Annotated in this window: 23 protein-coding genes; 13 read left to right on the plus strand and 10 right to left on the minus strand. The window is 69.9% G+C overall.

Features of this window, described 5'->3' with window-relative positions; genetic code table 11:
• The first annotated feature begins 4 nt into the window (after window positions 1-4).
• The 4 genes from WFM69_RS03825 (at window position 5) to WFM69_RS03840 (ending at window position 4,091) form a co-directional block, all read left to right on the plus strand.
• Window positions 5-856 carry an alpha/beta hydrolase gene (locus WFM69_RS03825; RefSeq protein WP_337002102.1) on the plus strand — a complete coding sequence of 284 codons (852 nt, stop codon included), beginning with the start codon at window positions 5-7 and terminating at the stop codon, window positions 854-856.
• A gap of 474 nt (window positions 857-1,330) precedes the next feature.
• Window positions 1,331-2,068 carry a DUF1684 domain-containing protein gene (locus WFM69_RS03830; protein WP_337001805.1) on the plus strand — a complete coding sequence of 246 codons (738 nt, stop codon included), beginning with the start codon at window positions 1,331-1,333 and terminating at the stop codon, window positions 2,066-2,068.
• Window positions 2,069-2,106: 38 nt separating this feature from the next.
• Entirely contained in the window at window positions 2,107-3,156 is a 1,050-nt protein-coding gene (locus WFM69_RS03835) for a lipoate--protein ligase family protein (RefSeq protein ID WP_337001807.1), read from the plus strand.
• The gene (locus tag WFM69_RS03840) at window positions 3,135-4,091 is read left to right on the plus strand and encodes a DNA-methyltransferase (protein WP_337001809.1); all 957 of its coding nucleotides are present in this window, start codon (window positions 3,135-3,137) and stop codon (window positions 4,089-4,091) included. The genes WFM69_RS03835 and WFM69_RS03840 overlap by 22 nt, the downstream gene beginning before the upstream one ends.
• Before the next feature lie 9 nt (window positions 4,092-4,100).
• Here the strand turns inward: WFM69_RS03840 and WFM69_RS03845 are convergent, their stop codons facing one another.
• Window positions 4,101-4,673, minus strand: coding sequence for a TetR/AcrR family transcriptional regulator (locus tag WFM69_RS03845; RefSeq protein ID WP_337001811.1), 573 nt, complete (start codon window positions 4,671-4,673; stop codon window positions 4,101-4,103).
• A 147-nt stretch (window positions 4,674-4,820) separates the two neighbouring features.
• Here WFM69_RS03845 and WFM69_RS03850 point away from each other — a divergent pair, with 147 nt between their 5' ends.
• From WFM69_RS03850 to WFM69_RS03860, 3 genes are read left to right on the plus strand one after another with little or no spacing between them, the layout of a single operon-like run.
• Window positions 4,821-6,131, plus strand: a complete 1,311-nt coding sequence (locus WFM69_RS03850; RefSeq protein ID WP_337001813.1) for an MFS transporter — start codon at window positions 4,821-4,823, stop codon at window positions 6,129-6,131.
• 29 nt (window positions 6,132-6,160) lie between these two features.
• A complete protein-coding gene (locus tag WFM69_RS03855) occupies window positions 6,161-7,654 on the plus strand; it encodes a carboxylesterase/lipase family protein (RefSeq protein ID WP_337001815.1) in 1,494 nt (497 codons plus the stop codon).
• Window positions 7,651-8,403 (plus strand): phosphatase PAP2 family protein, encoded by a 753-nt coding sequence (locus tag WFM69_RS03860; protein WP_337001817.1) that lies wholly within the window; start codon window positions 7,651-7,653, stop codon window positions 8,401-8,403. The genes WFM69_RS03855 and WFM69_RS03860 overlap by 4 nt, the downstream gene beginning before the upstream one ends.
• Here the strand turns inward: WFM69_RS03860 and WFM69_RS03865 are convergent.
• The 3 genes from WFM69_RS03865 to WFM69_RS03875 are packed head-to-tail and all read right to left on the minus strand — an operon-like array spanning window position 8,391 to window position 10,633.
• Window positions 8,391-8,738, minus strand: a complete 348-nt coding sequence (locus WFM69_RS03865) for a cupin domain-containing protein (protein ID WP_337001819.1) — start codon at window positions 8,736-8,738, stop codon at window positions 8,391-8,393. The genes WFM69_RS03860 and WFM69_RS03865 overlap by 13 nt on opposite strands.
• Window positions 8,735-10,138, minus strand: a complete 1,404-nt coding sequence (locus WFM69_RS03870) for an NAD(P)/FAD-dependent oxidoreductase (protein WP_337001821.1) — start codon at window positions 10,136-10,138, stop codon at window positions 8,735-8,737. The genes WFM69_RS03865 and WFM69_RS03870 overlap by 4 nt, the downstream gene beginning before the upstream one ends.
• Window positions 10,139-10,168: 30 nt before the next feature.
• The gene (locus WFM69_RS03875) at window positions 10,169-10,633 is read right to left on the minus strand and encodes an Lrp/AsnC family transcriptional regulator (RefSeq protein WP_337001823.1); all 465 of its coding nucleotides are present in this window, start codon (window positions 10,631-10,633) and stop codon (window positions 10,169-10,171) included.
• Between the two features lie 99 nt (window positions 10,634-10,732).
• Here WFM69_RS03875 and WFM69_RS03880 point away from each other — a divergent pair, with 99 nt between their 5' ends.
• Window positions 10,733-12,184 (plus strand): gamma-aminobutyraldehyde dehydrogenase, encoded by a 1,452-nt coding sequence (locus tag WFM69_RS03880; RefSeq protein ID WP_337001825.1) that lies wholly within the window; start codon window positions 10,733-10,735, stop codon window positions 12,182-12,184.
• Window positions 12,185-12,194: 10 nt separating this feature from the next.
• On the opposite strand, the gene WFM69_RS03885 is transcribed toward WFM69_RS03880, so the two are convergent.
• Window positions 12,195-12,719, minus strand: a complete 525-nt coding sequence (locus WFM69_RS03885) for a GNAT family N-acetyltransferase (protein ID WP_337001827.1) — start codon at window positions 12,717-12,719, stop codon at window positions 12,195-12,197.
• A 38-nt stretch (window positions 12,720-12,757) separates the two neighbouring features.
• Window positions 12,758-13,816 carry a M23 family metallopeptidase gene (locus WFM69_RS03890; RefSeq protein WP_337001829.1) on the minus strand — a complete coding sequence of 353 codons (1,059 nt, stop codon included), beginning with the start codon at window positions 13,814-13,816 and terminating at the stop codon, window positions 12,758-12,760.
• 309 nt (window positions 13,817-14,125) lie between these two features.
• On the opposite strand from WFM69_RS03890, the gene WFM69_RS03895 reads away from it, so the two are divergent.
• Genes WFM69_RS03895 through WFM69_RS03905 form a run of 3 tightly spaced genes read left to right on the plus strand, consistent with a single transcriptional unit; the run spans window position 14,126 to window position 17,553 of the window.
• Window positions 14,126-15,265 (plus strand): ROK family protein, encoded by a 1,140-nt coding sequence (locus WFM69_RS03895; protein WP_337001831.1) that lies wholly within the window; start codon window positions 14,126-14,128, stop codon window positions 15,263-15,265.
• Between the two features lie 27 nt (window positions 15,266-15,292).
• Window positions 15,293-16,222: a polysaccharide deacetylase family protein gene (locus WFM69_RS03900; RefSeq protein ID WP_337001833.1), complete on the plus strand. Its 930-nt coding sequence runs from the start codon at window positions 15,293-15,295 to the stop codon at window positions 16,220-16,222.
• Window positions 16,219-17,553 carry an MFS transporter gene (locus WFM69_RS03905; protein WP_337001835.1) on the plus strand — a complete coding sequence of 445 codons (1,335 nt, stop codon included), beginning with the start codon at window positions 16,219-16,221 and terminating at the stop codon, window positions 17,551-17,553. The genes WFM69_RS03900 and WFM69_RS03905 overlap by 4 nt, the downstream gene beginning before the upstream one ends.
• 28 nt (window positions 17,554-17,581) lie before the next feature.
• On the opposite strand, the gene galE is transcribed toward WFM69_RS03905, so the two are convergent.
• Genes galE through galT form a run of 3 tightly spaced genes read right to left on the minus strand, consistent with a single transcriptional unit; the run spans window position 17,582 to window position 20,992 of the window.
• Window positions 17,582-18,559: a UDP-glucose 4-epimerase GalE gene (gene galE / locus WFM69_RS03910; RefSeq protein ID WP_337001837.1), complete on the minus strand. Its 978-nt coding sequence runs from the start codon at window positions 18,557-18,559 to the stop codon at window positions 17,582-17,584.
• A 49-nt stretch (window positions 18,560-18,608) separates the two neighbouring features.
• On the minus strand, window positions 18,609-19,793 hold the full coding sequence (galK, locus tag WFM69_RS03915; protein WP_337001839.1) for a galactokinase: 1,185 nt from the start codon (window positions 19,791-19,793) through the stop codon (window positions 18,609-18,611).
• A complete protein-coding gene (gene galT, locus WFM69_RS03920) occupies window positions 19,790-20,992 on the minus strand; it encodes a galactose-1-phosphate uridylyltransferase (RefSeq protein ID WP_337001842.1) in 1,203 nt (400 codons plus the stop codon). The genes galK and galT overlap by 4 nt, the downstream gene beginning before the upstream one ends.
• A gap of 66 nt (window positions 20,993-21,058) precedes the next feature.
• Here galT and WFM69_RS03925 point away from each other — a divergent pair, with 66 nt between their 5' ends.
• Together WFM69_RS03925 and WFM69_RS03930 are read left to right on the plus strand one after the other, a co-directional pair.
• The gene (locus WFM69_RS03925) at window positions 21,059-22,066 is read left to right on the plus strand and encodes a LacI family DNA-binding transcriptional regulator (protein WP_337001844.1); all 1,008 of its coding nucleotides are present in this window, start codon (window positions 21,059-21,061) and stop codon (window positions 22,064-22,066) included.
• Between the two features lie 237 nt (window positions 22,067-22,303).
• The gene (locus WFM69_RS03930) at window positions 22,304-23,539 is read left to right on the plus strand and encodes an MFS transporter (RefSeq protein WP_337002104.1); all 1,236 of its coding nucleotides are present in this window, start codon (window positions 22,304-22,306) and stop codon (window positions 23,537-23,539) included.
• An 87-nt stretch (window positions 23,540-23,626) separates the two neighbouring features.
• On the opposite strand, the gene WFM69_RS03935 is transcribed toward WFM69_RS03930, so the two are convergent.
• Complete coding sequence (locus WFM69_RS03935; protein ID WP_337001846.1) at window positions 23,627-25,075, minus strand: NAD(P)/FAD-dependent oxidoreductase; 1,449 nt, start codon at window positions 25,073-25,075, stop codon at window positions 23,627-23,629.
• Window positions 25,076-25,239: the final 164 nt, after the last annotated feature.

The raw sequence follows: 25,239 nt of genomic DNA on the forward strand, positions 1-25,239 counted from the left end.
CGTGATGGATACCCGCGAGTTCACCGATGCCTATGGTGTCGACATCGTCTACGACGTCCATCCCGCTGAGGGGACGCCGCGTGGCGTTGTGCAGTTGCTGCACGGCGTCGGAGAGCATGCCGGGAGGTACCACGCTCTGATCGCGGCGCTCACCGCCGCAGGCTTCCACGTCTACGCCGACGACCATCGCGGACACGGCCGCACCGGCCTGCGTCAGCACGGCGGGCCCGAGAAGCTCGGTCGCCTCGGCAAAGGCGGGCTCCGCGCCGCCGAAGAGGCCGTCTGGCAGCTCACCGAGATCATCCGCGCCGACAACCCCGACCTGCCGCTCGTGCTCCTCGGTCATTCCTGGGGTTCGTTCCTCGCGCAGATGCTCGTGAACGACCACCCGGAGGCATGGGATGCCGTCATCCTCTCCGGTTCCGCGCTGCGGATGCCCGGCTCGCTCAACGCCGCGCCGTTGAATGCGCGCTGGTCGAGCGACGGGGCGACCGGGTTCGAGTGGCTGAGCCGCGACCCGGCCGTATGGACCGAGTTCGCTGAGGATCCGCTGACCACCGACGTGCCGCTGCTCAAGCTGTTCGGACCGATCGAGGCCGCGAAGCTCTACGGGCGTCCGGCCAAGGACCTCGGGCGCGACATCCCGATGCTGCTGCTCGTCGGACGTGACGACCCGGTCGGCGGTCCCCGCAGCGTGCACAAGCTCGCCGACGAGTACCGCAACCGCTCCGGACTCACCGACGTCACCACGCTGGTGTACCCGGATGCGCGGCACGAGATCTTCAATGAGCTGCAGCAGGACGAGGTGCGTGCCGACGTGCTGGCGTGGCTCGACAAGCACATCCCCGCCCGCTGACCCTTCCCGCGCGCCCGTTCGCGCACGCCCGTTCGCGCGCGCCCGCTCGCTCGCGCGCGCCCGTTCGCGCGCGCCCGTTCGCGGGATGGATTTCGCACCGGGCAGCCCCCTCGGCGGCGCGTTTTTGATCCCTCGGTTTGGGGCTGCCGGGATGCGTCGCAGCAGGATCGAATTCGTGCGTGGTGAGCGTCGTGCGCGTGCGTTGTTGAGCTCGTCAGCGTTCGTGGGCGGCGTGGCGCGGGTGTGCGTTTTCGATCTCCCGGGTGCGTGGCGGCCGGGATGCGTTGCTGCGGGATGGAACTCGTGCGTGGGAGCTTCGCGGGCGGGGGCGTGTGACGTGGGATGACGTGGGATGAAGGTGTGTGACGGGGGGATGCCGCGGGGCCGAGGAGCCGCATAGATTCGGGGCAATATTCCGCGCATGAGCGAGGGTGGCCCGCGGCGCGGCGCCCTGGCAAGGGAGGACCCGCTCCGATGAGCTTCGTCAAGGACTGGCAGGACTGGCACGCATCACGCGAGCGCTATGCGGGTTCGGAGTATGGCCCGTCGGCGCTGGAGTCGACGAACTGGCTCATCACGGAGGCGGCCGCGGTCGACGGCATCCCCGGGCTCTGGGCTCTGACCGGCGACGGCGGCATCCGCGGCAGCGAGCTCGGTCAGGCCGGCTCGACCGTCACGCTGCGCGGTGGCGAGAGCATCCGCCTCGGTCGTCGCGAGCTGCGGGTGTTCGACCGCCACGGCTCGCTCGCCCTGCGCGTGCTGAACCCCGCGCGCCCGCAGCGCGAGTGGTTCACCGCGATCGACGCGTACGCTCCCGACGAGCGCTGGCGACTGCCCGCCGTGTTCGAGGAGACCCCGGACGAGCAGATCGTGATCACCTCGGTCGACGGCGAGGAGCGGGATACACCCATCGCCGGACGGCTGCGCTTCGAGCTGGCCGGGGCGCCGCAGACGCTGACCGTGACCCGGAGCGGGCAGGGGGCGCTCAGTGCCGTCTTCGCGGATGGGACGAACGGGCTCGAGACGTATCGCTTCCGCTTCCTGCCGGTCGACGAACCCGCCGAGGACGGTACGGCCGTGATCGACTTCAACCGCGCATACCTGCCGCCGTGCGCCTTCTCGGACCAGTTCGTCTGCCCGCTCCCGCCCGCGGGCAACCGGTACTCCACGCCGATCCGTGCCGGCGAGCGCGTGGTCGTGCTCGGAGGCTGACCCGCCGCAACCACAGCCCTGCGCCTTAAGCTGGAACCGTGCACGGTGAATACAAGGTTCCAGGCGGAAAGCTCGTCGTCGTCGACCTCGAGATCGAAGACGACCGCATCGCCCGCTTCCGCCTCGCCGGCGACTTCTTCCTCGAGCCGGACACGGCACTGGACGACATCAACGCCGCGGTGAACGGACTTCCCGCCGAATCGGACGCGACGACGATCGCCCGCGCGGTTCGCGAGGCGCTCCCCGAGGGTGCCCAGCTGCTCGGATTCTCGCCGGAGGCGGTCGGCACGGCGGTGCGCCGCGCGCTCGTGACCGCGCCGGGCTGGCGTGACTTCGACTGGGAGATCGTGCACGAGAAGGCCGTGTCGCCGCGCATGAACCTCGCCCTCGACGAGGTGCTCACTTCGCGTGTCGGCGAAGGGCGCCGTCGCCCGACCCTCCGCATCTGGGAATGGGACGAATCGGCCGTCGTGATCGGATCGTTCCAGTCCTACCGCAACGAGGTCGACCCGGAGGGCGCGGCCCGCCACGGCTTCGACGTCGTCCGTCGCATCTCCGGCGGCGGCGCGATGCTCATGGCCGCCGGGCAGATCATCACGTATTCGCTGTACGTGCCGGCGTCGCTCGTCGCGGGCATGACGTTCGCCGACTCCTACGCGTTCCTCGACGACTGGGTGCTGCAGGCGCTGCGGTCGCTCGGCATCGACGCGGTGTACCAGCCGCTCAACGACATCGCGAGCCCGACCGGCAAGATCGGCGGTGCCGCGCAGAAGCGCCTCGCCAACGGGGGAGTGCTGCATCACGCGACCCTGTCGTACGACATCGACGGGCAGATGATGACCGAGGTGCTGCGCATCGGACGCGAGAAGCTGAGCGACAAGGGCACCACGTCGGCCGCCAAGCGCGTCGATCCGTTGCGCAGCCAGACCGGCCTCGAGCGCGCCGAGATCATCGAACGCTTCAAGGACACCTTCCGCTCCCTCACCGACGCCGAGACCGGAGCGATCTCCGCCGACGAGTACGCCGACGCCGAAGCCCTCGTGGAGTCGAAGTTCGCCACCGAGGCGTGGCTGCATCGGGTGCCGTGACGCCGCTCGGCTCGGTCTCGATCATCGAGGGCGACAACCTCGCGGTCGCGGCGACCCTGCCGTCCGGCTCGTTCACGCTGGTCTACCTCGACCCGCCGTTCAACACCGGTCGCACGCAGGAGCGACAGGTGGTCACCGCGCGTCGTACGTTCACAACTCAGGAGGAACCGTCCGATCCGGATGCTTCCGGTGTCGAACCGGCCAAGACCGCTTCCGTCGTCCTGAATCCCGAACGCCCCGAGCCCGAGACGGAGGTGCGCCACGGCTTCCACGGCCACGCGTACGAGCGGGTGCGCGGGATGCTGCGCGCCTACGACGACCGCTTCGACGACTACGGCTCCTTCTTGATGCCGCGGCTCGAGGAGGCGTGGCGGCTGCTCGCCGATGACGGCACGCTGTACCTGCACCTCGACTATCGGGAGGCGCACTACGCGAAGGTCATGCTCGATGCGGTGTTCGGACGCGACTGCTTCCTGAACGAGCTCATCTGGGCGTACGACTACGGCGCGAAGTCGCGCAGCCGCTGGCCCACCAAGCACGACACGATCCTGGTCTACGTGAAGAACCCGCGGGAGTACGTGTTCAACTCCGACGAGGTCGACCGCGAGCCCTACATGGCGCCGGGGCTGGTCACGGCCGAGAAGGCTGCCCGCGGGAAGCTCCCCACGGATGTGTGGTGGCACACGATCGTGCCGACGACGGGGCGGGAGAAGACCGGCTATCCGACGCAGAAGCCCGAGGGGATCCTGCGTCGTATCGTGACGGCGTCGAGCCGTCCGGGCGACCGCGTGCTCGACCTCTTCGCAGGCAGTGGCACGACCGGCGCGGTGGCCTCGACGCTCGGTCGCGACGCCGTGCTGGTCGACGACAACCCCGAGGCGGTCCGCATCATGAAGGCGCGGATGCCGCGGGCCGAGGTGACGACGCTCGACTGAATCGCGTCGTCAGGCCGGCCGCAGCAGCACCAGGAACTGTTCGATCTCGGCGGCCATGTCGAGTGTGGGGTCGAGCATCCACGCCGTCTGCAATCCGTCGGCGAGGGCGTGCACGGCGCGCATGATCCAGTCCGGATCGAGGTCGGCGCGGATCCGGCCCGCCTGCTGGTCGTCGAGGATCTGTCCGCGCATGAAGGCTTCGACATGCGCGGTCCGCTCGCGGAAGTACGCGTGGGCGGGGTGCGTGGGGTCGCCGGCTTCGGCGGCGAGCTGTGCGTAGAGCTGCACGAGTCCGGGGACGGAGGCGTTGTGCCGCATGACGGAGAGGAACGCGGTCGTGGCATCGTCCTCGTCGGCGTAGCGCTGCTCGTCACGGGCGTCCCTGGCGCGGAGGATCGCGACGAACAGCTCTTCCTTGGAGCCGAAGTAGTGCAGGATCCCGGCCGGGCTGAGACCGGCGGCGTCGGCGATCTCGCGGACGGAGGCCTTGCGGTAGCCGTGCTCGGCGACGACGGCGAGCGCGGCGTCGAGGATCTCCTCGCGCTTGGCGACGCCTTTCGCGTATGCCCCTCGAGTCGCCATGGCACCAGGTTATCCGTCACGGGGAGATCACGAAAACCAAACAACGTTCGTGAATGGATTGCGGGTCGGCAGGTGTTCTGCCACGATGACGATTGAATCCCGAACAGTGTTTGGTATTCATCCCGAACCGCTCGACGAGGAGCAGCCATGACCCTTCCCCCGCTCGACCCCGCGCAGGAGATCGCCGCCACCGGAGCGATCGCGACCGAACCGCCCGGCGCGGGTGAGGTGGCCGCGAGCCCGCCCGCGAACAAGCGCCTCCTGCCCAGCATGCTGATCGCCGGACTCACGCTCTTCGCCAGCTACGCCGGGCTCCTCGGCATCCTGCTCCCGACGCAGATCCAGGTCGTCTTCGGCGAGGAAGGGCAGGAGGCCAACCTCGCGGTCGTCACCACCGTCTCGTTCATCTTCACGCTGTTCGCGCAGCCCCTCGCCGGGGCCCTCAGCGACCGCACGCGCTCGCGACTCGGCCGCCGCGCACCCTGGATGCTCGCGGGCGCGCTCATCGGCGGCATCCTGCTGCTCGGCATGGGATCGCTCACCCAGCTCGTGTGGATCACGGTGTTCTGGGTCGTCATCCAGGTGGCGCTGAACTTCCTGCAGGCACCGCTGACCACCATCACCGCCGATCGTTTCCCGCGCTCCAAGCGCGGTGGCGCGAGCGCCATGCTGGGCATCGGCATGCAGGTCGGCGGCATGATCGGGATCATGATCGCGAGCGCACTCGCCGCCCAGTTCGGCGTCGCGTACTCGGTGTTCGGTGTGATCGTGATCTTCTCCACCGTGCTGTTCGTGATCATCAACCGCGACTGGTCGTCGAAGGACGCCGCGGTCGAGCCGTTCCGGTGGAGTGCGTTCTTCCGAGGTTTCTGGGTGAACCCGCGCCGGCATCCCGACTTCGCCTGGGCGTTCGCGGCGCGCTTCCTGCTGATCCTCGGCTACTTCGTCGTCTCGACCTACCAGCTGTACATGCTGCAGAAGTACATCGGGCTGTCGCTGGCCGAGGCGCAGGGAGCCGTGCTCACGCTCACGCTCGTGGCGTTCGTGCCGACGCTGCTCGCGATCGGGATCTCCGGCTGGTGGAGCGACCGCGTCGGACGCCGGAAGGTCTTCATCTACGTGTCGTCGGCGATCATGGCGGTCGGCTTCGTGATGCCGCTGGTCATGCCGAACCTGACCGGGATGATCGTGATGAGCATCATCAACGGCATCGGCTTCGGCGTGTACATGGCGGTGGATGCGGCGCTGATGACCGAGGTGCTGCCGAACGCGAGCAGTGCCGCGGCGAAGGATCTCGGCATCCTCAACGTCGCCACGAACATCCCGCAGGCCATGAGCCCGGCGATCGCGCTGCTCATCATCTCGACGCTCGGCGGCTACGCGATGCTGTTCGTCTTCGCGATCGTGTTCGTGATCCTCGCCGCCGTGGCGACCGCGCCGATCAAGGGAGTGCGCTGATGACCGCGCAGAGACAGGAGAATGCTGTGATGACCGACACCGACTTCGTCGAAGTGACCACCACCGCCGGACGCGTGCGCGGACGCTGGCGTCCGACCACCGGCGGCCGCGGCAATCCACGGTCGGCGGCGTTCCTCGGCATTCCGTTCGCGGAGGCTCCGATCGGCGAGCGCCGCTTCCAGGCGCCCGTGCCGAAGGCGCCGTGGGAGGGAGTGCGCGATGCGCTCGAGTTCGCGGCCACCGCCCAGCGCGGCGATCCCGGCGTGACGCTCATCCCCGAGCCGAGCATCGCGGGCGATTCGACGCTCAACGTGAACGTGTTCACACCCTCCCCGCTCCCGGCTGTGCCGGGGGAGGGACTGCCGGTGCTGGTGTGGATCCACGGCGGCGGATACTTCGCCGGGTCTCCCGCGAGCCCGTGGTACGACGGCCGCAACTTCAACCGCGACGGCGTCGTCACGGTGTCGCTGTCGTACCGCCTGGGCTTCGACGGCTTCGGCTGGATCGAGGATGCGCCCTCGAACCGCGGTGTGCGGGACTGGCTGCTCGCTCTCGAGTGGGTGCAGCAGAACATCGCGGCGTTCGGCGGCGACCCGGAGCGCGTGACGATCGCGGGACAGTCCGCGGGCGGTGGGGCAGTGTTGACGCTGCTCGCGATGGAGAAGGCCCAGCACCTGTTCCACGGGGTGTACGCGATCTCGGGTGCCCTCGCCGATGTCGCCCCGTCGCGGTCCGAGGCGTTCGGGCGCGATCTGGCTGCGGCGGCCGGCGTCGAGCCCACGGTCGCCGGGTTCTCATCGCTGTCCGAGGAGCGCATCCTCGAACTGCAGAAGAAGGCGACCGAGCTCGGCCCGGACTCGCTCGGGAGCGTGGTCGACGAGGGCCTGCCCCTCGGGCCTGCCGTGGACGGAGATCTGCTGCCTCGCGCCACACGCGAATCCCTCGCTGCCGGAGTCGGCGCCGACAAGCCGCTCGTGCTCGGGGCGACCGACGACGAGTTCACGATGGTGTTCGCGGGGTCCGAGAAGAAGCTGCGCTGGGTGCCGCGCTCGCTGCTGCTCAACAAGCTGGGGCTGCCGAAGAGTGTGCGTCGGGAGTACCTCGCCGCCAATGCCGACATCACCCGACTCGGCAACGCCCGGGTGGGTGGCCGTGTGCTGACCGACCGGATGTTCCGCTCGCAGTTGCTGAAGGTCGTCGCCGACCGGGGATCCGCACCCACGTGGCTCTACCGGTTCTCCTGGCCGTCGGGGCACTTCGGGTTCGCCGAGCACTGCCTCGACGTGCCTTTCTTCTTCGACTGCCTCGACGGTCCCGCCATGGAACCCCTCGCGGGACCGAACCCGCCGCAACAGCTCGCCGACGAGGTGCACGGCGCCGCGGTCGCGTTCATCACGGAGGGTGATCCCGGCTGGCCGCGCCACGAAGGGGCCACGGGCATCGCGCGGGTCTACGACGTGCCGACGCGCGACGTCGCCGACGCCTATGCGTCCGTGCGTCCGTTGCTGGCGGTGGGGTCGTGACAGCTGCGGTGACGGCCGGGGACGAGACCCGGTCGGTCGCAGTGGTGCGCCCGCGGAAGATGCTCTGGACCGCGCTCGGACTCCTCGCCGTGTTCGTCGCTCTCGCCGTCGGGGTGCTCGCCGCACCGGAAGCGCCGTGGTCGCAGGGCCTCGACGACCTGTGGCGCGGCATCATCGGCGTCGGACCGGAGTCGGCGCTGCCCGGATTCGCGCTCGCGCAGATGTTCCAGCACCTCGGGCAGCTGCCCGGTGCGGTCTTGATGATGGTGCTGCTGCCGCTCGCGCTCGTGTTGGTCGGACGCTGGCGCTCGGCCCTGTTCGTGATCGCCGTGCAGCTCGCCGGCCCCGGGCTGTTGTCGCAGCTGACGAAGAACCTCGTCGATCGTCCTCGTCCGGCCGATGACATCGTGGCGGGACTGTTCGGTCCGCTCGTCGAGGTCGATCACGGCTCGTTCCCGTCCGGCCATTCGGTGAGCATGGCGGCGATCATCATCACGGTGCTCGCGCTGATCCCGGCATCCGCGGTCTGGGCGCGCCGGGCCTGGATCGTGCTCGGGGTGCTGTTGGCCGCAGGCATGGTGTGGCAGCGCACACTCATCAACGCGCACTGGTTCACCGACACGTGCGCCGGGCTGATCGGCGGGGCCGGGGTGGCGCTGCTGCTGTGGTGGGCGTTCCTGCCGTGGCTGCGGCGGGATCAGGAGCGGCGCGTGTGGTTCCTGCGGGCGGCACACCCTCAGGCGATGTAGATCTTCCGCAGCGTCTCGGTGATGGTCCAGACGGTGCGCTGTCCTTCGGCGAGCCGTACGACCGAGCCTGGGCCGACCTCGAGGTCGGGCAGCGCCGCATCGTCGAAGGCGATCGTGGCGCGGCCGGACAGCACCACGAAGACCTCGTCGGCCTCGGTGTCGGTCGCGGTGCCGGGGGTCATCTCCCAGACGCCGATGCCGACGCCGTCGATGGTCGACAGCTCCTGCACGGCGGTCGTCGGAGACCCGGCGAGCACCTCATCGGCGGGCAGCGGGGTGTGCGCGAGGTCGAGGGCCCTGGCATCCACGCCGGTTCCGGGGGCGAGGGCGCTCACGAGTCGAACCCCATGCCGAGGGCGTCGAGCGTCTTGAGGAACAGGTTGCGCTTGCCGCCGTTGTGGTCGGCCTGGTTCATCGCCGCGCGCACCAGGTTCACGCCGATGGATGCGGCGGGCTCGGGCGGGAACGGGATGGGCTTCTCGCGCACCATCCGCAGCGCCGTGCGCTCGGTCTCTTCACCGGACAGCTTGTCGAGCATCACGTCGGCCGCGAAGCGCGCGGCGCCCACGCCGAGGCCGGTGAATCCGGTCGCATAGGCCACCCGCCCCTTGCGTGCGGTGCCGAAGAACGCGCAGAAGCGGCTCGACGAGTCGATCGCACCCGCCCAGCGATGCGTGAAGCGCAGACCCTCCAGCTGCGGGAACGTCGTGAAGAAATGCGAGGCGAGCTTGCGGTGGCTCTCCATGCGGTCCTCGTACTCCGGGCGCACCTTGCCGCCGAAATGGTAGATCGCGTCGTAGCCGCCGAACAGGATGCGGTTGTCGGCGGTGAGGCGGTAGTAGTGGAACTGGTTGGCGCTGTCGGCGAGACCCTGACGGTTCGACCAGCCGATCGACGCGAGCTGCTCGGTCGTGAGCGGCTCGGTCATTAGCACGTAGTCGTACACGGGCACGGTCATCAGGCGGTTGCGCTTGAGGAGCGAGGGGAACACGTTGGTGCCGAGCGCGACGGCGTCGGCGACCACCTGGCCGTTCGCGGTGACGACGGTGATCGGGCCGGAGCCGTCGCCCTCGATGCTGCGCACCAGGCTGTGCTCGTAGATCTCGACGCCGAGCTCGGCGGCCACGCGGGCCAGCTCCATGCCGAGTTTCGCGGGGTGCACCATCGCGCACCCGTCGCGGTCCCAGTCGCCACCGAGGAAGGTCTCGGAGTGCACCTCGGCCTGCACCGCCTCGCGGTCGAGGAACCCCGGCTCGTCCCGGTACCACTCGACCTGGTGCGGTTCGACGGCGACGGCCAGCTGTCCGGTGCGCTCGAACTCGGCGTCCATCCCGTAGCGCTCGACGGTCTCGCCGATGCCGTCGAGGTTGGCGTGGCCCATCTTCTCGAGCAGGTCGATCTCCTCCGGCCAGCGGTTCACCCCGTTCTCGTGGCCGTGCGTGAGGCTCGATTCGCAGAAGCCGCCGTTGCGACCCGACGCCGCCCACGCGATGCGCGACGCCTCCAACAGCACGACCCGGCGCTCGGGGTCGCGCTCCTTCGCGCGCACCGCGGTCCACAGGCCGGCGTAGCCGCCGCCGACGATCACGAGGTCGGTGCGCACGGTGCCGTTGAGGCGCGGATGCGTCGGCCGCTCGACATCGTCGAGCCAGAACACCTGCAGCGCGGTGTCGCGGAGCGCGTCGTCGATGACGGACTGCGCGGGCCGCTGGCGTTCGAAGACGGTGGTTCCCATTGGTTCTCTCCGTGGTGTGCGGGGCGCGCGTCAGCGCGTTCCCCAGTTGTAGAGGTCTTTGTAGAGCCCGGCGTAGAGCATGCTCTCGGTGTGCGCGACCCCGGGGATCGTGCGGATGCGGGTGGCGATGAGGTCGATCAGGTGCTCGTCGTCCTCGCACACCGCTTCGACGAGGATGTCGAACGTGCCGAGAGTGACGACGACGTACGCCAGCTCGGGGATCGTGGTGAGCTCCTCGGCGATCGCGCGCGGGTCGCCGGAGACGCGGATGCCGATCATCGACATGCGGCGGAACCCCAGCTGCATCGGGTCGGTGACCGCGACGATCTGGATGATCCCGGCCTCGGTCATCCGCTGCACGCGCTGGCGGGCGGCGGCCTCGCTGAGCCCGACCTCGCGGGCGATCTCGGCGTACGGACGACGACCGTCCTCCTGCAGCAACTCGACGATGCGCTTCGAGATGTCGTCCAAGGCGGGCTGAGAAGGCTTGCTCATGTGTTGATATTGTCAGCCGGGATAGGATTCTGCAACTGATTCAGTTGTTTCACATGATCAGATCTTCAGATTCCGTATCGCACTCGCTACGATGACAGCATGCCCAGTCACCTCCCGAAGAACTCCGCGCCGTTGCAGAACTTCATCGGCGGACGCTCCGTGCCCGTCAGCGGCACGGGACGCATGCCGCTCATCGACCCGGTCACCGAGAACACGTACGGTGAGCTCCCCGTCTCCGACGCCAGCGACGTGGATGCCGCCTACAGCGCCGCAGCCGCCGCCTTCCCGGTGTGGCGCGACACCACGCCCGCCGATCGGCAGCTGGCGCTGTTCCGCATCGCCGATGAGATGCAGGCCAGGGCGGAGGAGTTCGCCGACCTCGAATCGCAGGACACCGGCAAGCCGCGGGCGAGCCTCGTCGCGGACGAGATCATGCAGTCCGTCGACCAGCTGCGGTTCTTCGCGGGTGCCGCGCGGAGCCTCGAAGGCAGGGCCGCGGGCGAGTACCTCGCCGGACACACCTCGTTCGTGCGCCGCGAGCCGATCGGCGTGATCGGACAGGTGACCCCCTGGAACTACCCGCTCAACATGGCGGTCTGGAAGATCGCCCCCGCGCTCGCCGCCAGCAACACGGTCGTGCTCAAGCCGGCGGAATCCACGCCGCTCACCACGCTGCTGCTCGCCGAGATCGTCGCACAGCACACGCCGGCGGGCACGTTCAACGTCGTGCTCGGCGACCGCGACACCGGCGTGGCCCTGGTCGAGCACCCGACGCCGCAGATGGTCGCGATCACCGGATCCGTGCGTGCGGGCATGGCCGTGGCGCGGTCGGCGGCGAACGACGTCAAGCGCGTGCACCTGGAACTCGGCGGCAAGGCGCCCGCGATCGTGTTCCCGGATGCGTCGATCGAGAAGACGGTGGAAGGCATCATCACCGGTGCGTTCTTCAACGCCGGGCAGGACTGCACCGCGGCCACCCGCGTCATCGTGCACGAGTCGCTGCACGACGAGCTCGTCGCGGCGCTGGTCGCCCGCGCCCGCACGCATGCGCGCACCGGCGGCCCGCACGAGGACGGCGTGCTCTACGGTCCGCTGAGCAGTGCGGCGCAGCTCGCCCAGGTGCAGGGATTCGTCGACCGACTCCCCGCCCACGCGAAGGTCGAGACCGGCGGACGTCGTCAGGGCGACGCGGGCTACTTCTGGGAGGCCACGATCGTCTCGGGCGTGCACCAGGACGACGAGGTGGTACAGGGCGAGATCTTCGGACCCGTGCTCACCGTGCAGGCGTTCTCCCTCGACGAGGAAGCCCTCGCCATGGCGAATGACGTGCCCTACGCGCTCGCGGCCTCGGTGTGGACCACCGACCACGCGCGGGCGATGCGCTTCTCACGCGACCTCGACTTCGGCTGCGTGTGGATCAACACCCACATCCCGTTCGTGTCGGACATGCCCCACGGTGGCTTCAAGCACTCCGGCTACGGCAAGGATCTCTCGCAGTACGGGTTCGACGACTACACCCGCATCAAGCACGTGATGAGCGCGCTCGACTGAGGAGGCGGCATCACGCTCCGAGGGGCTTCGCCCGGCGATGCTCGCGGAGCGTGAGCTGCGGTCGCTCGTCGATCTTGATCGCTCCGTCGAGCTCCCAGCCGTGGCGGGCGTAGAAGGCATCGGCGCGGTCGTTGCCGTCGAGCACCCAGAGGTAGGCGCGGGTGCGGCCGGCATCCGTCATGTGCTCTTCGGCCGCCGAGAGCAGCGCGTGACCCGCGCCGGTCGACCACGTGGACGGGTCGGCGTAGATGCCGTACACCTCGCCGTCGTCCGTGCTCTCGGGGTCGCGTCCGGCGCCGAACGAGGTCCACCCGACGACCACACCATCGCGCTCGGCGACGAGGAGGCCCGATCCGTTCTGCGGTGTCGACGAGAGGAAATGCCGCCATCCCGCGGCGCGTTCCTCGACGGACAGGCCGTCGAGCACGGCCTGGTCGATGAGACCGCGATAGGCGGCCTGCCAGGAGCGGACGTGCACGCCGGCGACCTCGTCGGCGTCATCGATGCGGCCCTCGCGGATCACCAACTGCGTCATCCGTTCACCCTACGGGAGGGTGAGGGGTGGGGTTCGGGTCAGGCGTTGACGTTCTTCGCGAGCCACGGCTTGGGGTCGACGGCCACGGTGTTGATGTGCACCTCGAAGTGCAGGCAGGAGCCGAAGACGTAGCCGGTCGACCCGACGTCGCCGATGTACTGGCCGGCCTCGACGCAGTCGCCGACCTCGACCGCACGACTCCCGTACGTCATGTGCGAGTAGACGGTGCTGACGGCCTGTCCGTCGACGATCGTCTCGATCTGGATGGTCACGCCGTAACCCTGGTAGCTCTCGGTGGAGCGGGAGACGCAGCCCTTCATCGCGGCGGTGATCGGAGTGCCCACGGGTGCGGCGAAGTCCTGGCCGAGGTGGGACCGACCGGGGCGCGAGGCGCCGAAGCCGTCGGTGAGCGTGTAGCTCCCCGCGGCCATCGGCATCATGATCTTGTCGGCGGTCGGGATGTCCAGTGCGCTCCCGAGCGGCATGCCGGCGGCGATCGCGGCGGCAGCGGCGCGCGAGCGCGTCTGCCTGATCTCCTCGGGCGTCGTCGCGGAGAAGCCTTCGCTCGCGGAGATCTCGGTGCGGATCTCGCTCGTCGAGGTGTACGACTGGGCGACGCCGTCGGCGCCGGCGAGGGCGCTGACGGCCGACGCGGCGCTCTGATCGCCAATGGGGTTGAGTGCGGGAAGCGCGGCTCCGGTGACCATCACGCCGATGGCGAAGGTGGCACCGAGCGTCTTGGTCTTCACCCAGCGGCGCTTCGGGCGGTGTGCCGTGCGGGGAGCGGGGGCAGCGGGCTGAGCGGCCGTGGACCGGTGACGCGGGCGAGGCCCGGGGTGGCCCTGGCGTCGGGACCCGCGTGCGGGCTCGTGCGCGGCATCGTCGGTGGGGGTGTCGGAGGCGGGAGTCTCGGCGGCGGGGGCCTCTGCAGTGGGAGTCTCGGCGGCGGCCGGGGTCTCAGCGGCGACGGGAGTCGCAGTGGCCGGAGTCTCGTGGGCCGGTTCGGCGGCGGGAGCCTCGGTGGCGGCGGTTGTCGCGAGGTTCGCTGGTTCGCTCTGGGGCCGTTCGGCGGCCGTTCGTCGCAGGTCGCGGCGCAACAGGGGTCGGGGTGCGGACGTGACTTCGGTGGGAGCTTCCGAGGCGCCGTCGGCGCGCTCGGGTGGCAGGGAATTCGTGACGGGATCCTTCCGGGGGAGCAGATGTGCTCGAGGGGCCGATCCCCTCGGGAAGGACCGTTACCGATCTGTAATCTATGTGGCGAAACGCCGAGGGTCAAATCGAGAGCGCTCCTCGAGTATGACTCGAAGTGTCGACAAGTACGACTCGATGTGGCATTCTCTCAGGCACCGCACAGGACTTCCCCGCGACGACGCGGGACACGACCAGAGAGCGCACTCCGGAAAGCGATGTCGAAACCTCTCGCAGGACCGCAGACCCTCCTCCGCACCCTCAACGGTCGTGCCATCCTCGATGTCCTGGCACACAGCGGGCCGCAGACACGCGCCGAGCTGATGTCCGCCACCGGTCTGTCCCGCACGGCTGTCACCCAGGTGCTGCGCATGCTCGAAGGGGCAGGGGCGGTTGCCGCTGCGGGCGTCGATCGGGACACGCGAGGGCCCGTGGCCGGACGCGCCGGCCTGCATCCGCAACTGGGCTTCGCCGCCGCCGTGCACGTCGATCACCACGCCGCGCACGTCGTGCTCGTCGATCCGACCGGAGCCGTGCGCGCCGAACGCCACGCGGACTTCCCCGCGGGCGGTGACCGGGTCGCCCACATCCTCGCCCTCATCACCGCGTGCCGACGGTCGGTGAAGTCGCCCGTGCAGCTCGCTGTCGTCGCCGTTCCCGGCATCGTCACGCTCGACGGGGGGATCCGCGACGATCAGGGACCCGACGGCGGGGCGTTCCGCTCCGCGTTGGAGAGCGCTCTCGGCTGCCCGGTGCGCATCGAGAACGACGTCAACCTCGCCGCCGTCGCCGAGCTCACCGCGGGCGCCGGGGCCACGCTCACGAGTTTCGCGCTGCTGCTCCTCGACGAGGGACTCGGCGGCGGCATCGTGATCGACGGCGCCCTGCACCGCGGATTCTCGGGTGTCGCGGGCGAGGTCATGTATCTGCCGCAGACGCCGCTTCCCATCGGGGCGCCTCTCGTGAGCGAGGCCGTCGTGCACGATCTGGCGCTCGGAGTGGGGCGCGACGTCGATGCGCCGCTGCCGGTGCACCTCGAGGATGCCGCCGCCGGCGACGATGCCGCCCAGCAGATCGTCGACGAGATCGCCCGTCGCATCGTGATCGTCGCCGGCAGCGTCGGGCTGGTGCTCGACCCCGAGGTGTTCATCCTGAGCGGCCACGCCGCGCATCCCGTGCTCGTCGCCGCGATCGAACGCATCGCAGAGGACTACGCCGCCCAGTTGCCGTTGCGGTTCGACACCTCCTCGTTCGGCCCCGAGGCCCCGCTCGTCGGCGCGGTCGGCGAAGCGGCCGACGCGCTCCGCGGCGCCGTGTTCACCCGCATCCTCACACCGCCGGCGAAAACCACCCGCTGACGTCCGCTCCCATCGACAGGATCCCCGATGACCGCTCCCTCCGACCTCGCCGACCGCCTCGGACTCGCCCCCGGCGCCAGGGCGATCATCCTCAACGCGGATGACTTCGGCATGTGCCACGCGGCCAACACCGCGATCATCCAGCTGCTCGGCGCCGGCCGACTCGACTCCACGACCGTCATGGTCCCGTGCGCTTGGTCTCCCGAGGCGCTGGCGTTCGCGGCGTCCCGCACCGACCTCGACGTGGGCGTGCACCTCGTGCTCACGAGCGAGTGGTCGCGGTACCGCTGGCGCCCGCTCACCGGAACGGCGACGAGCCTGGTCGACGAGGCCGGGTTCTTCCCGGCCGACGTGGCCGCCGTCGAACAGAACGCCGCCGCCGACGACGTGGCCGCCGAGATCGCCGCCCAGCTGCAGGCCGCACTCGATGCCGGCGTGGACGTGACCCACCTCGACAACCACATGGGGTCGGTCTACGGCCTCGTCACCGGACGCGACTTCCTCCGGCCGGTGTTCGAACTGGCCGCACGCCACGGCCTCCCGTTCCGGCTGCCCCGCAACACGGACGGCGTGGGGGAGGATGCCGCGCTCCAGGCCACGCTCGACGTCGCGGCTGCCGCGGCCGATGCGCTCGGTGTCGAGATCCTGGACCGGCTGTGGTCGCACCCCTTCGAACTCCTCGGTGAGGGCACCGCGGACGAGGAGCCGTACGAGCAGGTGCGCGACGGTTTCATCGCGCTGCTGCGTGCCGTGCCCGCCGGTGTGACCGAGATCTACCTGCACCCGATGGTCGACGACGACGAGCTCCGTTCCGCCGTCGACTTCAGCGCAGCCAAGCGCGGCTACGAGCTGCGCCTGCTCGACGACCCGGCGGTGCTGCAGGCGATCGAGGACGAAGCGCTCGTGCGCATCAGCTGGCGCGACCTGCGCGATCTGCAGCGAGGAGGTGCGCGATGACGTCGATGGGCGAACGGCTGCGCGACCGCCGGCTGGACGCCGCGCCCCGGCGATCGCAGACCATCGCCTTCGGCGCATCGGGTTTCCCTACGCAGCTGATGGCGCAGACGTTCTCGGCCTTCGTCGTCTACTTCTACGTCTCGCACCTCGCCGTGCCGGCCACCTGGGTGGCGGTCGCCATGGTCGCCCACGGCATCCTGAACGCCGTGCTCAACCCGATCGTCGGTGCCGTGTCCGACCGACTGCGCACTCCCTGGGGGCGCCGCGTCCCCTGGATCGGCCTCGGCATCGTGCCGCTCGTGGTCGCCTTCGCGTTGGTGTGGATGCCGCCCGAGCTGCCCGTCGCCGGCCTCATCGTGTGGTTCCTCGTCGTCGTGGCGGTGTACGACATCGCGTTCGTGGTGGTCGTGCTGAACATCTCCGCACTGTTCCCCGAGATCTTCCGCACCACGGAGGAGCGCGCACGGGGGAATGTGCCGCGGCAGATCTTCGCAATTCTCGGGATGGTGCTCGGCACGGCGGGAGCGCCGGCCCTGTACGGCGCGCTCGGCTGGCCGGGCATGGCCATCGTGCTGGCCGTGGTGTGCTTCGTGCTGCTGGTGTGGTCGTTCTTCGGGGGCATGATCGAGCGGCGCGCTCCCGAGGTGTCGTCCGAGGCGGCGGAGTCCATGAGCTGGGGCGATCAGCTGACCTACACGTTCCGCAACAGGGCGTTCGTCCCCTACGTGCTCGGCTCGCTGTTCGTGCAGACGTCGATCGCCGTGATCCTCGCCGCGATCCCGTTCTACGTGCGCTACTCCCTGCACGCGCCCGAGGGGGAGGGGAGCCTGCTGCTCGGCGCCATCTTCGTCACTGCGATCCCGTCGATCGTGCTGTGGAGCGCGGTCGTGCGGCGCACCTCGCCGCGCACCGCCCTGCTCTGGAGCGTCGCGGTGTTCGGGGTCGCGGTCCTCGGGTATCTCGTGCCATCGAGCGTGCTCGGCGCGGCGCTGGTCGGCGTGGCGGTGGGCGTCGGTGTCGGCGGACTGCTCCAACTGCTCGAGGTCATGCTGTCGCAGATCATCGACGACGATGCCGTGCGCACGGGCCACCGCCGCGAGGGCGCCTACTTCGGGGTGAACGGCTTCGTGGTGCGCGGTTCGGTGGTGCTGCAGGCGATCGTGGCCGCCGTGGTGCTGACCGCGTCCGGCTTCGACGCCACGCTGAAGGACGCGCAGCCCGACACCGTCGACGGTGGCATCCGGCTGATGCTCGCGGTCATCCCGCTCGGGTTCACCGCGCTCGCGTGGCTGTGCTTCTGGCTCTACCCCATCCGCACCCGCGACCTCTGAGCTCGGCACGCCTGACGGAAAGAGACGACTACGACTGAGCCCGCCGCGCCTCCCACCCCGTGCGCACCATGTCGTCGACCGTGTACCGCATGGCCCAGTCGAGGTCGCGGGCGGCGAGTTCGCCGGTCGCGACGATGCGGTCGGGGTCGCCGGGGCGGCGGGGGCCGATCTCGGGCGTGAAATCGATGCCGGTCACGCGCACCATCGCGTCCATGATCTGCTTCACGCTGAGCCCGTCGCCCGAGCCGAGGTTGTACGCGGGCTCGATCGGGCGTCCGTCGGCGAGGCGCTGAGCCGCCGCGACATGGGCGGCCGCGATGTCGCCGACGTGCACGTAGTCGCGCACGTTGGTGCCGTCTTCCGTGGCGTAGTCGTCGCCGAAGATCTTCGGGGTGCGGCCGGCGAGCAGCGCCTCGAAGACGATCGGGAAGAGGTTGTGCGGGCTGACGTCGTAGACGGTCGGATCAGCGGAGCCCACCACGTTGAAGTACCGCAGCGAGGTGTGGCGCAGCGGCCGCTCCGAGTCGGCGGTCGCGATGCCCTGGTCGCGCAGCAGCCATTCGCCGATGAGCTTCGACTCGCCGTAGGGGCTGGCCGGACGCTTCGCGGTGTCTTCGACGACGAGCGCGACATCGGGGGTGCCGAACACAGCGGCGGACGACGAGAACACGATGTTGGCGACGCCGGTGGCCGCCATCGCCTCCAGGATCACCCGGGTGCCCTCGACGTTCTGCGCGTAGGTGTGCAGGGGGCGCTGCACCGAGACTCCGGCGTACTTGTACCCGGCGACGTGGATCACGCCCACCGCGTCATGGTCGCGCAGGGTCTTCTCGACGAGCGCGCGGTCGAGGATGCTGCCCTGCACGAACGGCACGCCCTGGGGCACGAACGACGGGATGCCGCTGGAGAGGTCGTCGAGCACGACGGGGGTGAGGTCGGCGTCGGCGAGGGCGCGCACCACGTGCGCACCGATGTAGCCGGCGCCGCCGGTCACGATCCAGGACATTGCTTTCCTCTCCTGCCGCGGCGTCATCGCGGCCCGATGGACCATTCTCTCAGTCGTCGCGGTGGGCACCCGCGGCGGGGATGACCGTGAACAGGACGGGAGAGGCGAATCCGGATGCCGCGAACGCGGCCGTCACGGCGTCCGACACGGGGTCGACGGCATCCTGCTCGACCAGCGCGATCGTGGCGCCGCCGAAGCCCCCACCGGTCATGCGCGCACCGAGGGCTCCCGCCGCGAGTGCGGAGTCGACCGCGGTGTCGAGCTCCGGGATCGAGATCTCGAAATCGTCGCGCATCGACGCGTGCGAGGCGACGAGGAGATCGCCGATCCCCCGCACACCCTCTTCGCGGAGCACGCGCACCGTGTCGCGCACGCGCTGGTTCTCGCTGACGATGTGGCGCACACGGCGGAACGTGACGTCGTCCATGAGCGCCTGCGCGCGGGGAAGGTCGGCGGTGGTCAGGTCGCGCAGCGCGGGCACGCCCATGATCGCGGCGCCGCGCTCGCAGGAGGCACGGCGTTCGCGGTAGCCGCCGGTCGAGTGCGCGTGCTTCACGCGGGTGTCGATCACGAGGATCGCGAGTCCGGCTGCGGCGACGCCGAGCGGCACCGGCTGGGTCTCGAGCGAGCGGCAGTCGAGGAAGATCGCGGTGTCGGGGGCGCCGAGCATCGAGGCCATCTGGTCCATGATCCCGGTGGGTGCTCCGACGGCCTCGTTCTCGGCGCGGCGTCCCACGCGAGCGAGGGCCGTGCCGTCGAGTCCGGTGTGCCACAGGTCGTTCAGGGCGGATGCCGTGGCCCCCTCGATCGCCGCCGACGAGGAGAGACCCGCGCCCACCGGCACGTCGGACGCGATCGCGATGTCGAGCCCGCCGATGTGATCGGCATCGGGTGCGGCCTGATGCAGCGCCCAGGCGACGCCGAGCGGGTACGCGGCCCATTCCGCGATGGCCGGATGCGCGCCCGCCGCGGTGGGGAAGAGACTGTCGAGGTCGTCGATGCCCACCTCGACCGGCTCGGGGGCGAACGTGGAGCTCACCCGGATGCGGTCGTCGTCACGGCGCCCGACCGCAGCCGCGGTGCGCTGCGGGATGGCGAACGGCAGGACGAAGCCGTCGTTGTAGTCGGTGTGCTCGCCGATGAGGTTCACGCGTCCCGGCGCCGACCAGGAGCCTTCGGGCTCGTGGCCGGTGAGAGCAGTGAACAGGGCACGAGCGTCGTGGACGGCGGTCATGCGGAGGCGCCTCCCTCGCCCGGCTGCCGCGCGGCGCGCTCTATCGCCTCACGGAGACGCGCGGCACCCGCCTCGGGAGGGACCTCCGCGGTCCAGGCGCCCATCGCGGCCTCGGAACCGGCGAGGAACTTCAGCTTGTCGGCGGCGCGGCGGGGGCTCGTCAGCTGCAGGTGCAGTCTCACGGTGTCGCGGCCGATGTGCACGGGGGCCTGGTGCCACGCGGCGATGTACGGGGTCGGGGAGCCGTAGAGCGCATCGACCCCGCGCAGCAGCCGCAGGTAGAGCGGAGCGAGCTCATCGAGTTCGGCGGCTTTCGTCTCGGCGAAGTCGGGCACGTGGCGGTGCGGCATCAGGTGCACCTCGAGCGGCCAGCGTGCGGCGAACGGCACGAATGCCGTCCAGTGCTCGCCGCGGAACACCACGCGTTCGGATGCCTGCTCGGACTCGAGGATGCGTGCGAACAGGTCGGGGGCGGTCCGGTCGATCGCGTCGAGCACGCGTGCGGTGCGCGGGGTCACGAAGGGGTAGGCGTAGATCTGTCCGTGCGGATGCGGCAGGGTCACGCCGATCGCCTCGCCGCGGTTCTCGAAGGGGAACACCTGCTCGATGCCGGGGAGTGCCGAGAGGGCGGCCGTGCGGTCGGCCCATGCCTCGATCACGGTGCGGGCGCGGGTGACGGTCTGCGTGCCGAAGGAACCGGTGTGCTCGGGGCTGAAGCACACGACCTCGCAGCGTCCGACCGAGGTGCGGGTGCGGCCGAGGTCGAGGGTGGCGAGGTCGTCGAGCCCACGCGGGGCGTCGGCTGCCGCCGGGGCGTCGCCGACGGCCTGGGCGAGTGCGGGTCCGAAGGCGGGGGAGCGGTTCTCGAACACCGCGACGTCGTAGCGCGACGGCACCTCCGACGGATTCGTCGGCGTCTGCGGGGCGAGCGGATCCGCGTCGGCCGCGGGCATCATGACGCGGTTCTGCCGGTTCGCGGCGACCGTGATCCAGTCGCCGGTGAGCACGTCGAGGCGCATGGTGGCGGTGCTGGGGCGTGGATCGAGGTCGCGGGTGTCGATGGCGCGCTCGGCCCCGAGGACGGTGTCGGGATCGTCGTAGTAGATCAGGTCGCGGCCATCGGCGAGGGTGGTGGTCCGTCGGACGACGCCGGCGCCGAGAGTGTCGGTTCGCAACTCAGGAAGATCGGGCGTGTTCACGTCAACATGCTACGCAGGGCCGTATGGTAACGTCAACATCGAGGAGTTGTGAAAGGAGGGCGGCGGATGACCGAGCGCGGTGCGAACGCGACGGCTCCCACGGGACGCGTGTCGATGGCCATGGTCGCCGCTCGGGCCGGAGTCTCCGGACAGACCGTCTCGCGCGTCGCCAACGGCAGCCCGCGCGTGGATCCCGCGACCCGCGCCAGGGTCGAGGAGGCGATGGCTGCCCTCGGCTACCGTCCGCATCGCGCCGCACGGGCGCTGCGCACCGGGCGCTCGCAGACGATCGGCCTCGTCGTCACCACCCTCGCCACGATCGGCAACTCCCGCATGCTGCAGGCCACGGCCGAGGCGGCGGCGCAACGGGGCTATGCCCTCACGGTGGTCACCGCGGCGGACGGCGTCGGGGCGGCGTTCGAACGGCTCGCCGAGCAGGAGGTCGACGGGGCGATCGTCCTGAACGAGGCGTCCGCGCAGGTGCCGGGAGCGCAGCCGCCCCCCGGGCTGCGACTGGTCGTGGTCGATGCTCCCACCGACGGCCCCTTCGCGTCCGTCCACAGTGATCATCGCGGAGGCGCAGCGGCTGCCACAGCCCGGCTCCTCGCGCTCGGGAATGAGAGCGTGCATCACCTCGCCGGTCCTGCCGACTCCTTCGCCGCGGCTGAGCGCGAGCAGGGTTGGCGCGAGGCGCTGGCGGCGGCGGGTGTGCCTCGCCCGGAGGTCGTGCGCGGTGACTGGAGCGCCGATTCGGGTTTCGCCGCAGGATGCGCGCTGCTCGATGCGACCGCCGTGTTCTGCGCCAACGACCAGATGGCCTTGGGGCTGCTGCGCGCCCTCGCCGAGGCGGGTCGGGGCGTTCCCGAGCAGGTCAGCGTGATCGGCTTCGACGATCTGCCGGATGCGGCGAACTATCGCCCTCCGCTCACCACGATCCGCCAGGACTTCGAGGCGCTGGCCGCCCGTGCCGTCGCCCTGCTGGTCGCGGAGATCGAAGGCTCGGGCGGAGCGCTCGCGGGCGCGGATGTCGTGCCGACGCGCCTCGTCGAGCGTGCGAGCGCCGGCCCGCGCTGAGCCCTGCTGCATCGTCCGGTGAATCTGCGCCGGATGCCCATTCCGCCGCGCCCGCGAAAGCTCCCGAAGAACGATGCGGATTCCGCAATCGAAATCGCCTTGAGGCTAGCAATCGCGCAGTCATGGGTATAGATTCTCGCTCAGATCACAAACAAGTGCTCTACAACATTGTCGTATTCGTAGCTCGCCGATGAGTCTGCCCGAGGCTCGTCCGCACCGAATGGAAAGTACGTGACCATGCACTCGACCAAACCCACGACGAAGTGGGCGATGCTCGGCCTGTCCTATCTGGTCCTGATCGCCTGCTTCATCCCCTACATCGGCTGGAGCGTCAGCCTGCTCGACATCTCCGCGGAGTTCGACCTGAGCGCCGCGCAGGCGGGGCTCCTGGGCTCCATCACCGCTCTCGTCGGCGGCCTCGTGCTGCCGTTCGCGGGCATCATCGGCGACCGCTGGGGAATCAAGCGCATCATCCTCGTCGGCATCGCCGCCGCGATCGTCGGACAACTGCTCTTCGCCTGGGCGCCCGACTACACCCTGCTCATGCTGGGCCGCGCGATCAGCGGCATCGGCGTGGGGCTGCTCTTCGTCGGCCCGTACACGATGGCCGTCAACTGGTTCGAGCGGGAGCGCCGCAGCGGCATCGCCCTCGGTGTCATGTTCACCTCGGACGGCATCGGTACGGCCTTCGCGCTCTACGTCTTCGCACTGCTCCTGGTCGCGGTGGGCTGGCGCACCGGCTCCGCGATCGGCGGGGGCCTGCTGGCCGTGGTGTTCCTCATCGCCGCCCTGTTCCTGAAGGATGCCCCGCGCGACGACGCTCCCGGCGTGGCCGAGGAAGCGGACACTTCCGGGCGTTCGCTCGTGAGCTGGCTGTTCAGCCGCAACGTGCTCATCGCCGCGGCGTTCTTCATCGGCGAGTGGGGCATCTTCGCCGTGGTCGCCGTCTGGATGCCGACGATCCTCATCGAAGGCGCCGGCTGGGACCCCGCGCTCGCCGGTCTCTTCTCCTCGCTGTACGTGCTGATCGGCATGATCACCTCGATCGTCTTCGGGCTCGTGTCCGACCGGATGGGGCGTCGCAAGGGTCTGATCGTCGCGGCAGGACTGGCGATGACCGTGTTCCTCGGTGCGCTCACGCTGAGCCTGGCGTCGGGCGACTACGTCCTGGTCGCGCTGTTCCTGCCGCTCGTCGGCCTCGGCGTCTACACGGGTATGCCGCTCGCGCTCGCCCTGGCTGCGGAATCGGTGCCGACGCGCATGATCGGCGCGGTGAACGGCTTCGTCCTGGGTATCGGCTTCATCGTCGGCGGGTTCGTCTACCCGTACCTGCTCGGTGTCGTGAAGGATGCGACGGGCGACTACACGATCGGCTTCGTGGCCATGGTCGCGGCGACGTTCGTGCTGAACTTCGTGTGCGCGCTGTTCGCCAAGGACGTCCGTCGGGTTCCGCAGGAGGCCGTGATCGTCTGACGGCTGCCGCATCGACGAAGGGCCCCGATCGCGGATTGCGATCGGGGCCCTTCTCTGCCGCCGCGGGTCAGGAGGCGTGACCGCGGGTCAGGAGTCGAAGCCGAGCTTGCACTTCTCCAGCACCCAGAGCCACAGTCCCTGTTTGCCGCCACGGCGGTCGGATCGCGCCATCTGTGCCGCCGTGAACCGGATCGCCGGCCACGCGAAAGGCTCGGGCGGGAACGGGAAGGGGCGGCGGCGCACGAGCTTCGACCGGACGCGTTCCGTGTCCTCGCCGTGCAGGAGGTCGAGCATCGCGTCCGCCGCGAAACGCGTCGACGCCACCCCTAGACCGGTGAACCCGGACGCCGACACGACCTGGCCGTGGAACGCGCGGGTGAAGAACGCGAAGAAGCGGCTACAAGTGTCGATCATGCCGCCCCAGGCATGGCTGATGCGCACCCCCTCGAGCTGCGGGAACAGCACGCCCATGTGCACGGCGAGTCGCTGGAACGTGGGTTCGCTGGCGTCGTACTCCGGGGTGATCCGTTTGCCGAAGTGGTAGATCGCGTCGTAGCCGCCGAGGAGCAGCCGGTCGTTGCCGTCGGCATCTTTGAGTAGTCGCATGTAGTGGAACCGGCTGTTCAGGTCGGTCACGCCCTGTCGCTTCTCCCAGCCGAGGCTGTCGCGCTGGGCTGGCGTCAGCGGCTCGGTCACGACCGCGTAGTCGTAGACGGGCACCGTGAACAGTCGGTTGCGGCGCAGCAGCGAGCGGAAGCCGTTGGTGGCGAGTGCCGCGTGTCGGGCGGTGATGCGACCGTGCGGCGTCTCGACGGCCACGCCGGCGCCGCGACCGAGGTTCACGATCCGCGTCGCCGGGGTGCTCTCGTGCACCCGGCACCCGAGGCGGATGCAGGCGTCGAGCAGTCCCATGGCGAGCTTGGCGGGATTCAGGGTCACGCCCTCCTCGGTCGCCCAGCCGCCCACTCGCGCGGCAGCCGTGCGCACCTGCGCCTGCAGTTCCTCGTCCGCCAGCACGACGATGGAGGAGTCCGCCGCAGCGAGGTTCCGGATGGTCGCCTCCTGGTGGGGCTCGGTGGCGAGCTTGATCACCCCGTGCGGCTGGATGTCGCAGTCGATCCCGTACCGGTCGATCGTCGCGAGGAGGTCCGCGAGGTTCTGCGCGCCGAGCCTCGCGGCCAGCTTCTCCTCGCCCGCGACGTGGATGACGGCGTTGGCACGGCCGTGGGTCAGGCTCGGCTCGCAGAAACCGCCGTTGCGTCCGGATGCTGCCCAGGCGATGCGGTTCGCCTCGACGAGCACCACTTCGCGGTCGGGGTACCGCTCCTTCGAGCGCAGCGCGGTCCAGAGCCCGGCGTAGCCGCCGCCGACCACGACGAGGTCGGCGGTGGTGTCCTCGTCGAGCCGCGGGAGGGAGGGGCGATGATCGAGATCGTCCAGCCAGAACGGGGTGCGGCGGGCGTCGGCGATCGCCGCGGCGGCCTTCCCCCAGTCGGCATGCTGCTCGGCTCGTTCGAAGCTCGTCGGTGTCTGCACGGCGGGTGCCCTCCTCGTCTCTGTGCTGATCCGGGTCCCGCCGCAGCGCGGAGCTCGTCGCGCCGTCGCGGGAGTTCCGAGGCCGATGTCCCGCACGAATGATGCATCGAGCAGAAGTGAGCCAAAGATATGTTGGATCAGCAAGTTGTCTGCTTCAAGATTAT

The sequence above is a fragment of the Microbacterium sp. LB12 genome, assembly GCF_037150835.1.
Classification (GTDB): domain Bacteria; phylum Actinomycetota; class Actinomycetes; order Actinomycetales; family Microbacteriaceae; genus Microbacterium.

Excerpts from the sequence above, each read along its gene's own strand:
- WFM69_RS03825 (WP_337002102.1), top strand. The coding sequence starts at position 5 with ATGGATACCCGCGAGTTCACCGATGCCTATGGTGTCGACATCGTCTAC.
- WFM69_RS03830 (WP_337001805.1), top strand. The coding sequence starts at position 1,331 with ATGAGCTTCGTCAAGGACTGGCAGGACTGGCACGCATCACGCGAGCGC.
- WFM69_RS03845 (WP_337001811.1), bottom strand. The coding sequence starts at position 4,673 with ATGGCGACTCGAGGGGCATACGCGAAAGGCGTCGCCAAGCGCGAGGAG.
- WFM69_RS03850 (WP_337001813.1), top strand. The coding sequence starts at position 4,821 with ATGACCCTTCCCCCGCTCGACCCCGCGCAGGAGATCGCCGCCACCGGA.
- WFM69_RS03855 (WP_337001815.1), top strand. The coding sequence starts at position 6,161 with ATGACCGACACCGACTTCGTCGAAGTGACCACCACCGCCGGACGCGTG.
- WFM69_RS03870 (WP_337001821.1), bottom strand. The coding sequence starts at position 10,138 with ATGGGAACCACCGTCTTCGAACGCCAGCGGCCCGCGCAGTCCGTCATC.
- WFM69_RS03875 (WP_337001823.1), bottom strand. The coding sequence starts at position 10,633 with ATGAGCAAGCCTTCTCAGCCCGCCTTGGACGACATCTCGAAGCGCATC.
- WFM69_RS03880 (WP_337001825.1), top strand. The coding sequence starts at position 10,733 with ATGCCCAGTCACCTCCCGAAGAACTCCGCGCCGTTGCAGAACTTCATC.
- WFM69_RS03885 (WP_337001827.1), bottom strand. The coding sequence starts at position 12,719 with ATGACGCAGTTGGTGATCCGCGAGGGCCGCATCGATGACGCCGACGAG.
- WFM69_RS03895 (WP_337001831.1), top strand. The coding sequence starts at position 14,126 with ATGTCGAAACCTCTCGCAGGACCGCAGACCCTCCTCCGCACCCTCAAC.
- WFM69_RS03900 (WP_337001833.1), top strand. The coding sequence starts at position 15,293 with ATGACCGCTCCCTCCGACCTCGCCGACCGCCTCGGACTCGCCCCCGGC.
- WFM69_RS03905 (WP_337001835.1), top strand. The coding sequence starts at position 16,219 with ATGACGTCGATGGGCGAACGGCTGCGCGACCGCCGGCTGGACGCCGCG.
- galE (WP_337001837.1), bottom strand. The coding sequence starts at position 18,559 with ATGTCCTGGATCGTGACCGGCGGCGCCGGCTACATCGGTGCGCACGTG.
- galK (WP_337001839.1), bottom strand. The coding sequence starts at position 19,793 with ATGACCGCCGTCCACGACGCTCGTGCCCTGTTCACTGCTCTCACCGGC.
- WFM69_RS03925 (WP_337001844.1), top strand. The coding sequence starts at position 21,059 with ATGACCGAGCGCGGTGCGAACGCGACGGCTCCCACGGGACGCGTGTCG.
- WFM69_RS03930 (WP_337002104.1), top strand. The coding sequence starts at position 22,304 with ATGCACTCGACCAAACCCACGACGAAGTGGGCGATGCTCGGCCTGTCC.